Here is a 13018-nt window from a genome sequence, read left to right as displayed (position 1 = left end):
GGGCCGCAGCCGCGGGCTGCGCGGGGGCCGCGGGCTGCGCCTGCGCCGGAGCGGTCGGGGCCTGCGCCGCCGGGGCGGCGGGCTGGGCCGGTGCTGCCGGGGCAGCCTGCGCGGGAGCCTTGGCCACCGTCTCGGCGGCCGCGGCGGCGCCGGCGGCGCTCGGCTTGTAGTCGGCGAAGAAGTCCCACCAGGCTCGGTCGACCGAGTTCGGGTCCTGGAGGTACTGCTGATAGATCTCGTCGACGAGCCACTCATTGGGACCGAAAGCCGCGGCAGGGTCCCGGCCCTGACTTGAGTCTTCGGTCGAGACGCTCGAGCTATTGGGGGACTGTGCAGACACGGCGGTGACCGCCCTCTTCCGCTTCACTTAGGTGATGGACAGCGGGAAACAAGGCTACGCCCCTGACCGGGTTCGGTGCAGGCCCCCTCCGGCAGTCGTCGTGCAAGTCACAAAGACAACGGGGTTTGAGGGCGGGATTTGGCGGGAAACACACACGGTTTGCCCGCGCCCGGCAAGGCCGAAATCGGGCGGCGGCGCCTTCGCCGCGGCCCTGCTGGGGCCGGAAGCCCGCCCCGGTTCGAACCCTACGTCAATTTTGCGTCCCGTTTACCCCCGGGAGGGTGACGCGGATCCGGCAGCCGCGAGGGGATTCGGCCACCCCTATCCGGCCGCCGTGCAGGTCCACGGCCCAGCGGGCGATCGCGAGGCCGAGTCCGGTGCCGCCGTCGCGGCCCGGGCCCTGCGGCTCCGGCTGCTGGGTGCCGCGGGTGAAGCGCTCGAAGACCCGGTGCCACTCGGCCTCGGGTATGCCGGGGCCCTCGTCCAGCACCTCCAGCTCCAGGCCGTCGGGGCTCTCGCCGCCGCGCGCCCTCACGGTGACCCGGCCGTGCGGCGGGCTGTGCTTCACCGCGTTGTCGATCAGGTTGGCCACCACCTGGTGCAGCCGCTCGGTGTCCGCCTTGGCGGTCAGGCCCGGCGGCGCCACGTCCAGGTGCAGGCTGACGTCGCGGCGCGGGCGCTGGCGCGGGTTCGGGGCATCGAGGGCCCCGTGCAGGCCGGGGCCGACCGGGCCGTACGCGCCCTGCTTCAGGCCGGCCTCCTTCAGCACCCCGGAGAGGTACGGCCACACCTCGAAGCGGCGGGCGCGCAGCGGCACCACGCCGCTGTCCAGGCGGGACAGGTCGAGCAGCTGCTCCACCAGGCGGCCGAGGCGCTCGGTCTGGCGCAGCGCGGTGCGCATCGTGTCCGGGTCGGCGGCGGAGACGCCGTCCACCACGTTCTCCAGCACGGCGCGCAGCGCGGCGATGGGGGTGCGCAGCTCGTGCGAGACGTTGGCGACCAGCTCCTTGCGGTGCCGGTCGGCGGCCTCCAGGTCGCCGGCCATGCGGTTGAAGGCCACGGCGAGCTCGCCGAACTCGTCGCGGCGGTCGGTGCTCAGCCGGGAGGTGTAGTCGCCGTGCGCCATGGCGCTCGTGACCTCGGTCATCTCGTCCAGCGGCGACGTCAGCCGCATCGCCACGAACTGGGTGATCAGCAGGGCGGCTATGAGCGAGAAGATCGTGGCGATCCGCAGCTCCGTGGAGGAGCGGATGGCGACGAAGACCAGCAGCGTCGCGATGATCACGGACACCATGACCAGGCCGCTGAGGGCGGCCTTGAGCGACCGGAACGGGTCGATCGGCTTCAGCGCGATCCACAGGCGGGCCAGGAGCTCGTTCACGTACGCGCGAAAGGAGCGCCGGCGCGGCCGGACGCCGGGCACGGAGGGCTGGGGGGCGGGGTCGTGCATCGCGCTGGTCCCTTACGTGTTGCGCGGTCTCGTACGCACGGCGGTGCGCACTACGCCGTCGAGGGCTCCAGGGCGTAACCCACGCCATGGACCGTGCGGATGCGCTCGGCGCCTATCTTGCGGCGCAGGGCCTTGATGTGGCTGTCGACCGTGCGGGTCCCGGAGGCGTCCGCCCAGTCCCAGACCTCGACCAGGAGCTGCTCGCGGGAGAGCACCGCCCGCGGCTGGTTGGCCAGGCAGACCAGCAGGTCGAACTCCGTCGGCGTCAGGTGCACATCGCCGCCGTCGACGCGGACGCGGCGCTGCGTGTGGTCGATCTCCAGCTCGCCGAGCCGGATGGTGTCGCCGTCGCGGGGCGCGCCGGCCTGCTGCGCGGCCCGCTCCACGCGGCGGAGCAGGACGTGCACGCGGGCGGCGAGTTCGCGCATGGAGAACGGCTTCGTCATGTAGTCATCGGCGCCGACGCCGAGGCCGACCAGCATGTCCGTCTCGTCGTCGCGGGCCGTGAGCATCAGGACCGGGACGGGGCGCTGGGCCTGCACACGGCGGCAGACCTCCAGGCCGTCGAAGCCCGGGAGCATCACATCGAGGACGAGGAGGTCGGGCTCCCATTCCTGGGCGGCGGCCACGGCTGCCGGGCCGTCGCCGGCGATACGGATCTCGAAGCCCTCGGCGCGCAGGCGCTGCGCGATGGCGTCGACGATGGTGGGGTCGTCCTCGACCAGCAGGACTCTTCGGGCCGGGGGCAGCCCTGGGGTGGCCGCCGCGCCGTGCGCTGCCGCGCCTGGCGCGGAGGCGTGGGTGGGTTCATGGTGTAGTCGCGTCATGGGCGCTGCCCCCGAATGCCGTGTCCCCGTCGGTCAAGTTTGCTGGGCAGAAGCGTATGCGCCTGGCGGCGGGCTCGGTAAGGGGGTGTGGATAACGGTGCGGTTCAGGGACGGATGGCCAGGTGAACCGCGTCCGGGACGCCCCGCCGCACCGGGATTTCCGCCGTGCGGACGCCGGCGTAGCCCGCCTCCCGCAAGGCCTGCTCGAAGGCCGTCGACGGCTGGGCCGACCAGACCGCCAGGACGCCGCCCGGGGTGAGGCGGGCGGCGCAGGCCGCCAGGCCTGACGGGGAGTACAGGGACTCGTTGTCCTCCGTGACCGTCCAGTCCGGGCCGTTGTCGATGTCGAGGCAGAGGGCGTCGTAGCGCACTGAGGCGCTTCTCACGTGCTCGACCAGGTCGGCCCGGACGATCTCCACCCGGGCGTCCGCCAGCGCAGGGCCGCTGATCTGCGCCAGCGGACCGTCCGCATGCCAGTCGATCACCGCCTGCTCCCGCTCCACCACCGTGATCGCGCCCCACCGCGGCTGCGCGGCCGCGTGGGCCAGGGAGAAGCCGACGCCGAGGCCGCCGATCAGGACCGAAGGCGATGGGCGGTCGTCGCGGTCGTCCAGCGACGACAGCGTGGCGTCGATCAGCAGGCGCTCCGAGCGCCCGTCCGAGGTGTCCATCAGGAAGCAGCCGTTGGCGATGATCTCGTACGTCGCCGCTCCGGCGGACTCGCGGCGGCGCAGCGCCACCTCGCCGTACGGACCTTCGCGGCGGTCCAGGGTCTCCGGGGGGAATTCCATGCCTGCCTCCATGGCTGACGAGGGTAGCCGCGCCCGCCCTTGGGGCTGATCGCTCATAGCGAACGCCCGCTGAGGAACATCCCGGGACTCCGAAGCATTGAGTCGACATAACTCAACTTCAATGCCGTAGGGGAGATCATGGCTGCTGAGTACACACCGCTGACGCTGCCCGTCCTGCCGCTGGACGACGAGGTCGTGCTGCCGGGCATGGTCGTGCCCCTCGACCTCAATGACGCCGAGGTGCGCGCCGCCGTCGAGGCCGCGCAGGCCGATGCCCGCGGCGCCGGGCGGAAGCCGCGCGTGCTGCTGGTGCCGCGGGTCGACGGCTCGTATGCCGGGACCGGCGTGCTCGGCCGCGTGGAGCAAGTGGGGCGGCTCGCGGACGGCGATCCCGGGGCACTCATCCGCGGCGTCACGCGGATCAAGATCGGCGCCGGGACCACCGGGCCGGGCGCCGCCCTGTGGGTCGAGGGCACCGAGATCGACGACGAGACCCCAGAGCCGCTGCCCGGCTCGGTCACCGAGCTGATGAAGGAGTACAAGGCCGTCGCCGCCGGCTGGCTGCGCAAGCGCGGCGCCTGGCAGGTCGTCGACCGGGTGCAGCAGATCGACGACCCGGGCGCGCTCGCCGACAATTCCGGCTACTCGCCCTTCCTCTCCACCGAGCAGCGCGTGCAGCTGCTCGAGACCGCCGACCCGGTGGCGCGGCTGAAGCTCGCCACCGCCTGGCTGAAGGAGCACGTCGCCGAGCAGAACGTCGCCGAGGACATCGCCAAGGACGTCCAGGAGGGCGTCGACAAGCAGCAGCGCGAATTCCTGCTGCGGCGCCAGCTCGATGCCGTACGCAAGGAGCTGCGCGAACTCAACGGCGAGTCCGACGACGAGGACAGCGACGACTACCGGGCCCGGGTGGAGGCCGCCGACCTCCCCGAGAAGGTGCGCGAGGCGGCCCTGAAGGAGGTCGACAAGCTCGAGCGCTCCTCCGACCAGTCGCCCGAGGGCGGCTGGATCCGCACCTGGCTGGACACCGTCCTCGAGATGCCGTGGAGCGAGACCACCGAGGACGCGTACGACATCGCCGGCGCGAAGGACGTGCTGGACGCGGACCACGCAGGGCTCGAGGACGTCAAGGAGCGGATCACCGAGTATCTGGCGGTGCGCAAGCGGCGGACCGAGCGCGGGCTCGGGCTCGTCGGCGGGCGCCGCGCGGGTGCCGTGCTGGCGCTCGTCGGGCCGCCCGGCGTCGGCAAGACGTCGCTGGGTGAGTCGGTCGCCCGCGCCATGGGGCGGAAGTTCGTCCGGGTGGCGCTCGGTGGCGTACGCGATGAGGCGGAGATCCGCGGGCACCGGCGTACGTACGTGGGCGCCCTGCCGGGCCGCATTGTGCGCGCTATCAAGGAGGCCGGGTCGATGAACCCGGTGGTGCTGCTGGACGAGATCGACAAGGTGGGCTCCGACTTCCGCGGCGACCCGGCCGCGGCCCTGCTCGAGGTCCTCGACCCGGCGCAGAACCACACCTTCAGGGACCACTACCTGGAGGTGGAGCTGGACCTGTCCGACGTCGTCTTCCTGGCCACGGCGAATGTGCTGGAGGCCATTCCGGAGGCGCTGCTCGACCGCATGGAGCTGGTCCGCCTCGACGGCTACACCGAGGACGAGAAGGTGACGATCGCCCGCGATCACCTGCTGCCGCGGCAGCTGGAGCGCGCGGGTCTGGAGTCCGGCGAGGTCGCCATTGAGGACGAGGCGCTGCGCAAGCTCGCGGGGGAGTACACCCGTGAGGCCGGTGTCCGAAATCTCGAACGGTCCATTGCCAGGCTGCTGCGCAAGGTCGCGGCCCGGCATGAACTGGGCGACCAGGAGCTGCCGTTCACGGTCGGCGTGGAGCAGCTGCGCCCGCTCATCGGGCGGCCGCACCACACGCCCGAGTCCGCGCAGGACCCGGACGAGCGGCGTACGGCGGTGCCGGGTGTCGCTACGGGACTCGCGGTCACCGGCGCCGGCGGCGACGTGCTCTTCATCGAGGCGTCGCTCGCCGACCCGGAGTCCGGTGGCTCGGGGCTGACCCTGACCGGTCAGCTCGGCGACGTCATGAAGGAGTCGGCGCACATCGCGCTCTCGTTCCTGCGGTCGCACGGCGCTGAACTGGAGCTGCCGGTCGCCGACCTGAAGGACCGCGGCATCCACCTGCACGTGCCGGCGGGTGCCGTGCCCAAGGACGGGCCGAGCGCGGGCATCACCATGACGACGGCGCTGGCCTCGCTGCTCAGCGGGCGCCAGGTCCGTACCGACGTGGCGATGACGGGTGAGGTCTCCCTGACCGGGCGGGTGCTGCCGATCGGCGGCGTGAAGCAGAAGCTGCTCGCGGCGCACCGGGCCGGGGTCACCACGGTGATCATCCCGAAGCGGAACGAGCCGGACCTGGACGACGTCCCGGCCGAGGTGCTCGAGAAGCTCGAGGTGCACCCCGTGTCGGACGTCCGCAAGGTCCTGGAGATCGCCCTGACCCCGGCGTCGGCGGATGCGGAGCCGCGGGTGCCGGTCGCGGCGTAACGCCTAACGCCGCCTGAGAACGCAGTGGGTGCCGCTACTTCTTCGGCACCCACTGCGTTGCTGTGGTGATGTAGGTGCGCAGGTTGTGGTTGTCCGGCTGTTTGTTGATTCGGGTGATCCACAGGTGCACGACCGTCTTGTCGTCTGTCTCGATGCACAGGCCCATGTCCTTCTTCAGGACGGAGTCGGTCTGGATCTGCTTGACGGTGACCGGGCTGTCCAGGCTGCCCTCGCGGGCGGCGGCCTTGCACTGGGACGGCGTCGGGGTGCTCTCGTCGGTGGTGCCCCAGACGCCGCTGCCGTCGACGAGGCCGAAGCCGTTCCTGGGGTCGCGGTCGTAGCAGTCGACGTAGCGGACGTCGCCGTTGTACATGTCGTCGCCGTCGTTGGTCACGGCGGTGGCGACCTCGAGATGGTCGAGGTCCAGGGCGGTGGTCGTGGCGGCGTCGCAGTTGGAGAGCTTGTCCGTGAAGTGCTGCGGCGCCCGGATGTTGAGCGGCACGTCCTTCTTCTCCAGCTTCCAGCCCGCCTCGTTCTTCGCCGGGCCCGGGGCGCCGCTGTCCCCGCCGTCGCCGTCCCCGCCGCCCAGTTGGGTGGCCGCCAGCGTCGCGCCGACGCCGACCAGCAGCGCCGCGACGGCGATCGCGATCGTACGGACCCGGCCGCGCGCTCGCGGCTGGGCGGCGGCGGGGTGCGCGGGCGCCTGCGAGGCCACGGTCGGCTCGTACGCCCTGGCCGGGAGAAGAGGCTGCTGCCCGCTAAGCCGCAGCGTCTCCTCCGCCCGCGTCACGTCCTCCGCGACCTGCGGCGGCAGCCACCAGTCACCCCGCCGCTCGAGCACCGTCTCACCGCCCGCATGCGACCGGCAGAGATCGATCACCTGATCCGTCGTCGGCCGCGCTCCCGGCTCCTTGGCCAGGCAGCGCGCCAGCAGCTCGCGCAGCTCCGCCGGGGCACCGGACAGCTCCGGCTCCTCGGCGACGATGCGGTACAGCAGCGCCTGACTCGCGCCCTCCCCGAAGGGGTGCTGCCCGGCGGCGGCGAAGTAGCCGATCAGACCGGTCGCGAAGATGTCCAGCGCCGGACTGATGTCACGGCCCGAGACCTGCTCGGGCGCCATGAAGGCCGGGGTCCCGAGCCGCACATCCGTGCCGGTCAGCGCCGTGGCGTCGGCCGCCCGCGCGATGCCGAAGTCGATGACGCGTGGCCCGTCGGCGGCGAGCAGCACATTGGACGGCTTGAGATCCCGGTGGATGACCCCCGCCGCGTGAATCATCTTCAGCGCCTCGGCGACCCCCGCCATCAGCTGCAGCACGGTGGCGGACGGCAGCGGCCCGTACTGCCCGACGGCCGCCGAAAGCGACGGCCCGCTGACGTACTCGCTCGCCAGCCAAGGCTGCGCACCCTCGGTATTGGAGTCCAGCACCGCCGCCGTAAACGGCCCCTGCACCCGCCGCGCCGCCTCCACCTCCCGCCCGAACCGCCGCCGGAACTCCGGATCGTTCCCGTACTCCCGCCGCACCACCTTCAGCGCTACAGGCCGCCCCCCACGCGTATGCGACAGATAGACGGTCCCCATACCCCCCTCACCGAGGCGGGCGCGGAGCGCGTAACCGGATATTTCGCGGGGGTCGTCGGGGCCGAGTTCCTGCATGTCAGCGCTCCTTCCACTGGGTGGCGGAGGTGAAGTAGGTGCGCAGGTCGTCGGCTTCCTTCTTCACGTCGGTGATTTTGAGGTGGACCACCGCGTCCTGGCCGGTGAGCACGCACAGGCCGGTGCCCTTCTTCAGGACCGAGTCGGCGGCGATCTGCTTCAGGGAGATCGTCTTGTCCAGGCTGCTCCCGCCGGCTGCCGTGCGGCACTCGGAGGGCTTGGGGTTGTCGTTCGGGGCCAGGCCCCAGGCGCTCGCCCCGTCGCGGACGGAGAGGCCGTTTCTCGGGTTCCGGTCGGCGCAGGCCAGGTAGCCGAGGGTGCCGATGTACTCGCCGCCCTCGATGACATCGCCGTCGTGATCGGACACCTCGAGGTCGTTGAGGTCGACCATGGTGACCTGCGCGTCGTCACAGATGCCGTTGCTCTCCTGCGTGTACGACTTCGGGTTGATCTCCGGGGCCTGGATGCGCAGCGGCCTGCCGTCCTCCGTCACCGTCCAGCCGGGCTCCGTCTTTGCCTTGCCGGCGGCCGAGCCGCCGCCCGCATCCGTGTCCGTGTCCTTGCCGCTCTGGCTCTTGCCGCCGGTGGCGTCGGAAGAGTTGCCCGCATTCTCCTTGCCGCCGCCGTCGCCGGTCAGCTGCGTGACGACGAAGGCAGAACCGCCCGCCACCACCGCCGCGGCCAGCAGGATGCCGGCCACCTTCAGGCCGCCTCGACGCTGCTTGCGCTCCGCGCCCTCACGCGCCCTGGGGGCAGCACCCACGGGAGCGGACGCGGTCGCCGCATACGGGTCGTCGGACGCCGCAGGCGCCGCGGGCGGGGGCGCGGAGGGGGCGGTCGGGACGTACGTGGCCGGGGTCTGGGTCGGAGCCGCAGCGAAGCCGGGCGCCTTGCCGGATTCTTCGCCCGATGCGGCCAGCCGCAGCGTCTCTTCCTGCTGCGCCACGTCCTGCCGCACCCCGTCCGGCAGCCACCAGCCGACCGACCGGCCCATGGCCGTATCGCCGAGCTGCCCCCGGCAGTAGTCGATCACCTGGTCCGTCGTGGGCCGGGCCGCCGGGTCCTTCGACAGGCAGGCGGTGACGAGTTCGCGCAGCTCCGGCGGGCAGGCGGAGACATCCGGCTCCTCGGCGACGATGCGGTAGAGGAGCGCCTGGCTCGCGCCATCGCCGAACGGATGCTGCCGGGACGCCGCGTAGGAGGCGACGAGGCCGAGGGCGAAGAGGTCGAGGGCGGTGGTCGCCTGCCCGCCGGACACCTGCTCGGGCGCCATGTACGCGGGGGTGCCGAGACGCACGTCGGAGCCGGTCAGGGAGGTGGCGTCGGCCGCCCGTGCGATGCCGAAGTCGATGACGCGCGGGCCGTCGGCGGCCAGCAGGACGTTGGACGGCTTGAGGTCGCGGTGGATGACGCCGGCGCCGTGGATCACCTTCAGTGCCTCGGCGATGCCGGCGGTCAGCTGCAGCGCGGTGGTGAGGGGCAGCGGGCCGTGCCGGCTCACGGCGGAGGCGAGCGAGGGGCCCATGACGTATTCACCGGCGAGCCAGGGCTGCGCGTCCTCGGTGTTGGAGTCCAGTACCGCGGCGGTGTAGGGGCCCTGCACCCGCCGGGCCGCCCCCACCTCCTGGCTGAACCGGCGCCGGAACTCGGGGTCGAGCCCGTATTCGCGACGGACCACCTTCAGCGCTACGGGGCGCCCGCCGCGGGTGTGGGAGAGATAGACCGTACCCATGCCACCCTCGCCGAGCCGCCCGCGCAGCACATATCCGGATATCTCGTGCGGGTCGTCGGGTCCCAGCGGCTGCATCGTGTCCCCCCGAGGGTGTTACGGAAGTGGCGGGTCGTACTCGGGGGGACATGATAGGTGCAGCGATTTGTCCGTCAGCCGTTTGCCAGTGCCTGGACGCGGTCGAGGCCGCCGTTGAACTGGTTGTGGTCGCCGACGATCGGGCCGGTGGAGGTGTACTGCCAGATGGTGTGGGTGGGCCAGCCTGCCGGGAGTTCGCCCGGGGAGGTGTTGTAGCGGGCGATCCAGAGGGGGTTGGTGGCGCCGAATTCGGCGCTGTTGCCGGTGCAGTCGGTCCACCAGCTGGTGGCTGTGTAGATGACCGGGTCGCGGCCGGTGCGGGACTTGTACGTGTTCACGAAGTCCTTGATCCAGGCCACCATGTCGGCGTCGGACTTGCCGTAGCAGGCGTCGCCGTACGGGTTCCACTCGATGTCGAGGACGCCGGGGAGGGTCTTGCCGTCCTTGGACCAGCCGCCGCCGTTGTCGACGAAGTAGTTGGCCTGCTCGGCGCCGCTCGCGTCGTTGGGGGTGGCGAAGTGGTAGGCGCCGCGGATCATGCCGACGTCGTAACTGCCGTTGTACTGCTGGGCGTAGTACGGGTTCTTGTAGTAGTTGCCTTCCGTCGCCTTGACGTAGGCGAACTTCACGCCGCTGTTCCACAGCGCCGGCCAGTCCACGTTGCCCTGGTGGCTGGCGACGTCGACGCCCTCGGTCGTCGCCTGCGGGGCGATCGGCTCGTCGACCGGGGCGCCCGGTTCGTGGGCCTGGACGCCGACGCCCATGTACGCCTCGCCGCGCGCGGGTCCTTCGGTGTCCTCGAGCGGGGCGGCCTGGGCGGTGCCGGCGGTCGCGGGGAGGGCGAGGAGCAGGGCCGTGGTGGAGGCCAGGAGCGCGCCGCGGCGGGTCGGGCGCAGCTGCCGTATGCGAAGCATGGGCATGGCAAAGGTGCCTTTCGTGGGGGGAATTCCGTGGGGGGATCCGCCGGCCTCCCGGAGGAGCAGCTCCGGGAGGCCGGCGGCGATGGGTCACGGCTGCACGGCGCGCGCAGCTTGCTGTGCTTGCTTGCGCCGCAGGGGGAAGTCAGCCGCTCTGCACCGGCTTCGTCAGCCGGTCGCCAGCACCTTCAGCCGGGTCATGTCGCCGTTGAACTTGTTGTGGTCGCCGACGACGGCGCCGGAAGAGGTGTACTGCCAGAAGGTGTAGAAGCCCCAGCCGGCCGGGAGCGTGCCCGGGCTGGAGGCGTAGCGCGCTATCCACAGGGGGTTGTTGGAGGCATAGCCGCCGTAGTTGCCTGTGCACGTGGTCCACCAGTTGGTGGTCGTGTAGATCGGGGCGTAGCGGCCGGTACGGGCCTTGTACTGGTTGATGAAGGAGGTGATCCAGCTGCGCATGGCCGACTGGCTCAGCCCGTAGCAGGTGGAGCCGTACGGGTTGTACTCGATGTCGAGTGCGCCGGGCAGCGTCTTGCCGTCCTTGGACCAGCCGCCGCCGTTGTCGACGAAGTAGTTCGCCTGGGTGGCGCCGGAGGACTTGTTCGGCAGCGCGAAGTGGTAGGCGCCGCGGATCATGCCGACGTTGTACGAGCCGTTGTACTGCTGCGCGAAGTACGGGTTCTTGTAGCCGGTGCCCTCGGTGGCCTTGACGTACGCGAAGCGGACGCCGTTGCCCCACAGGGTGGACCAGGCGACGTTGCCCTGGTGGCTGGAGACGTCGACGCCCTCGACGGTGGCCATCGGGGTGATCGGGTTCGCCTGCTGGTTGCCGGGCTCGTGGGCGCGGACGCCGACGCCCATGTACGCCTCGCCGGGCTTGATCTGGTCGGCGCTGGGGCTCTGAGTCGACTTGTTGCCGCTGCCGTCGTCAGGGGCGGCCGCGGCCGGGCTCGACATGCCGAGCATCATCGCCAGTGACGCAATGACCGTGGCGATCGCGCCGGCCGTGGTGCGTCTGGCCAGACGTGATCCGTTACGGGGAGTCATGCTTACCTCCGGGGTGGTGGGGGTGCCTCGGACCGGAAAGCGTGGGGGGTTCCGACCGGCAAGCCGGTAGGGCGACTTGTCGATTGGTATGGCCATGTCACTGCTGGTGCTTCGACGACGGTAAGGGTGGCGTGCGCGTGGCGGAAGAGGGCCTGGGTGGTGCCGTTGGTCTACTCCTGCGAAACTCTGACGGAGCTGCGGCTACCCGGGCCGCTGAAGAAAACTTTCATCATCTGGCAGCCGGAAGAGAGCCCTTGACGTGCACAAGACCGGCGCCGCCGAGGCGGCGCAGCCGGACCGCGGGAATGGTGTGGACCACGTTTTCCTGGATCTGGAACGGGAGTTGACGCTGTTCTACCGCCGCGCCCGGTCCGCCTCGGGGGAGATGGCACGGGAGGTCCACCCGGAGCTCGAGCCCGCCGCGTACGGGCTCCTGGTCCGGCTCGCGGACAGCGGCGTGCAGCGGGCCTCGGAGCTGGCCGGATTCTTCGGCGTGGGCAAAGCCACGATGAGCCGCCAGCTGAGCGCCCTCGAGGAGCTCGGCCTGGTCGCCCGCGAGCCGGATCCGGCGGACGGCCGCGCCTCGCTGCTCGTGCTCACCGAGGAGGGCGCCCGCCGGGTGAGCCGGGTCCGGGCGGCGCGTTACGAGCGGTATGTGCAGCGGCTCGGTGGCTGGGACCACAAGGAAGTGGCGGAGCTGGCGCGGCTGCTGGGGCGGTTCAACGAGTCGACGGGCTGACGCGAGAAGCGCGGCCCGCGTACCCGAGCGAGCCCTCACAGCTCCACGAGCACCGCCGCCGCATCATCATGCGGCTTCCCCCGCCGGTGCCTGCGCCCCTCGGGATCCGCCGCCTCCGCCGCCCTGACCTGCTCGATCAGCTCCCGCGGCCCCTTCTTCGCCAGCAGCGCGAAGAGCTGCTCCCAGTCGCCCATCCGGAACACCTCGGTCCACCGCGTCGCCCCGTCCGTCAGCGCCGCCAGCGCGGCCACCTCCGCCCGCGGGGTGCTGCCGGCCACCGCCCGCCGCGCCGCGTCCGGATCCGCCGCCGCCGTGAAGAACCCGCCCTCGGCATTGCGCAGCCCCTCGATCGCGCGCCCGTACTCCCGCCCCAGCGCCTCCCGCTCCGCCGAGCCCGGCGGCAGCGCCCGCACCTCGGCCCGCAGCGCGCGCAGCGCCGGCGGCAGGTCGGCGAGGCGGCGGTCGAGCACGGTACGCAGCTGCCCGGACGGCGACTTCAGCAGCAGCGCCGAGTCGGACAGCACCAGATGCTCCACCCGCTGCTCGTCCCAGCGCACCGCCACCACCGTGGCCTGCGGCGTCCGTACGTGCGTGAGGTCGCAGGTCGCCCGGTGCGCGTCCGCGGTCCGCGCGATCGCCGCGGCCAGGCAGTCGGCGAGCGTCAGCTCCCGCCGTACGCCCGCCAGCTCCTGCAGCGCCGCGCCCAGCCGGGCGGTGAACCACGGGACGGAGTGCACGCACCCGGTGTCCCCGTCGGCCGGCGGCGTCACCCCGTCCAGGACCACGACGCTGCCGCCGCTGCCGGAGGACGGCAGGGACACGGCGGCGAAATCCTCATTGGGTACGTCCGGCTTCCCGGGCACACAGGCCAGTTCAACGCGCATGACCCCAGTCTG

Annotated in this window: 11 protein-coding genes; 2 read left to right on the top strand and 9 right to left on the bottom strand. The window is 71.8% G+C overall.

Annotated features, from left to right (window positions below; translation table 11 throughout):
• From G5C51_RS44090 to G5C51_RS20900, 4 genes are all read right to left on the bottom strand, one after another.
• Nucleotides 1-340, bottom strand: a 340-nt coding sequence (locus G5C51_RS44090) for a 2-oxoglutarate dehydrogenase E1 subunit family protein (RefSeq protein ID WP_338118240.1), incomplete at its 3' end; no start/stop codon positions are given.
• Between the two features lie 250 nt (nucleotides 341-590).
• Nucleotides 591-1790, bottom strand: a complete 1200-nt coding sequence (locus tag G5C51_RS20910; protein WP_165239639.1) for a sensor histidine kinase — start codon at nucleotides 1788-1790, stop codon at nucleotides 591-593.
• 50 nt (nucleotides 1791-1840) lie between these two features.
• Nucleotides 1841-2617 (bottom strand): response regulator transcription factor, encoded by a 777-nt coding sequence (locus G5C51_RS20905; RefSeq protein WP_165239637.1) that lies wholly within the window; start codon nucleotides 2615-2617, stop codon nucleotides 1841-1843.
• A gap of 104 nt (nucleotides 2618-2721) precedes the next feature.
• Complete coding sequence (locus tag G5C51_RS20900) at nucleotides 2722-3408, bottom strand: spermidine synthase (RefSeq protein WP_240929813.1); 687 nt, start codon at nucleotides 3406-3408, stop codon at nucleotides 2722-2724.
• 138 nt (nucleotides 3409-3546) lie between these two features.
• Between G5C51_RS20900 and lon the strand changes: the two genes are divergently transcribed.
• On the top strand, nucleotides 3547-5961 hold the full coding sequence (gene lon, locus G5C51_RS20895; RefSeq protein WP_165239633.1) for an endopeptidase La: 2415 nt from the start codon (nucleotides 3547-3549) through the stop codon (nucleotides 5959-5961).
• Between the two features lie 34 nt (nucleotides 5962-5995).
• Here lon and G5C51_RS20890 read toward each other — a convergent pair whose 3' ends face one another.
• From G5C51_RS20890 to G5C51_RS20875, 4 genes are all read right to left on the bottom strand, one after another.
• Nucleotides 5996-7615, bottom strand: a complete 1620-nt coding sequence (locus tag G5C51_RS20890; protein WP_165239631.1) for a serine/threonine-protein kinase — start codon at nucleotides 7613-7615, stop codon at nucleotides 5996-5998.
• Nucleotide 7616: 1 nt separating this feature from the next.
• Complete coding sequence (locus tag G5C51_RS42570) at nucleotides 7617-9422, bottom strand: serine/threonine-protein kinase (RefSeq protein ID WP_206314120.1); 1806 nt, start codon at nucleotides 9420-9422, stop codon at nucleotides 7617-7619.
• 74 nt (nucleotides 9423-9496) lie between these two features.
• Complete coding sequence (locus G5C51_RS20880; RefSeq protein ID WP_420824836.1) at nucleotides 9497-10342, bottom strand: lysozyme; 846 nt, start codon at nucleotides 10340-10342, stop codon at nucleotides 9497-9499.
• Between the two features lie 165 nt (nucleotides 10343-10507).
• The gene (locus tag G5C51_RS20875) at nucleotides 10508-11383 is read right to left on the bottom strand and encodes a lysozyme (RefSeq protein WP_165239629.1); all 876 of its coding nucleotides are present in this window, start codon (nucleotides 11381-11383) and stop codon (nucleotides 10508-10510) included.
• A gap of 259 nt (nucleotides 11384-11642) precedes the next feature.
• Here G5C51_RS20875 and G5C51_RS20870 point away from each other — a divergent pair, with 259 nt between their 5' ends.
• The gene (locus G5C51_RS20870; RefSeq protein WP_338118239.1) at nucleotides 11643-12122 is read left to right on the top strand and encodes a MarR family winged helix-turn-helix transcriptional regulator; all 480 of its coding nucleotides are present in this window, start codon (nucleotides 11643-11645) and stop codon (nucleotides 12120-12122) included.
• Between the two features lie 35 nt (nucleotides 12123-12157).
• Here G5C51_RS20870 and G5C51_RS20865 read toward each other — a convergent pair whose 3' ends face one another.
• Nucleotides 12158-13006, bottom strand: coding sequence for a protein phosphatase 2C domain-containing protein (locus G5C51_RS20865; RefSeq protein ID WP_165239627.1), 849 nt, complete (start codon nucleotides 13004-13006; stop codon nucleotides 12158-12160).
• Between the last annotated feature and the right edge of the window lie 12 nt (nucleotides 13007-13018).

Source organism: Streptomyces coryli (genome assembly GCF_011044975.1).
In the GTDB taxonomy this organism is placed as follows: Bacteria; Actinomycetota; Actinomycetes; order Streptomycetales; family Streptomycetaceae; genus Streptomyces; species Streptomyces coryli.
Note: the sequence above shows the minus strand (reverse complement) of the source record. Positions and strands in the feature narration are given on the sequence as shown.

Coding starts and splice junctions, on each gene's coding strand:
- G5C51_RS20880 (WP_420824836.1), bottom strand. CDS start 10,342: ATGCCCATGCTTCGCATACGGCAGCTGCGCCCGACCCGCCGCGGCGCG.
- G5C51_RS20865 (WP_165239627.1), bottom strand. CDS start 13,006: ATGCGCGTTGAACTGGCCTGTGTGCCCGGGAAGCCGGACGTACCCAAT.
- G5C51_RS20890 (WP_165239631.1), bottom strand. CDS start 7,615: ATGCAGGAACTCGGCCCCGACGACCCCCGCGAAATATCCGGTTACGCG.
- G5C51_RS42570 (WP_206314120.1), bottom strand. CDS start 9,422: ATGCAGCCGCTGGGACCCGACGACCCGCACGAGATATCCGGATATGTG.
- G5C51_RS20910 (WP_165239639.1), bottom strand. CDS start 1,790: ATGCACGACCCCGCCCCCCAGCCCTCCGTGCCCGGCGTCCGGCCGCGC.
- lon (WP_165239633.1), top strand. CDS start 3,547: ATGGCTGCTGAGTACACACCGCTGACGCTGCCCGTCCTGCCGCTGGAC.
- G5C51_RS20900 (WP_240929813.1), bottom strand. CDS start 3,408: ATGGAATTCCCCCCGGAGACCCTGGACCGCCGCGAAGGTCCGTACGGC.
- G5C51_RS20905 (WP_165239637.1), bottom strand. CDS start 2,617: ATGACGCGACTACACCATGAACCCACCCACGCCTCCGCGCCAGGCGCG.
- G5C51_RS20875 (WP_165239629.1), bottom strand. CDS start 11,383: ATGACTCCCCGTAACGGATCACGTCTGGCCAGACGCACCACGGCCGGC.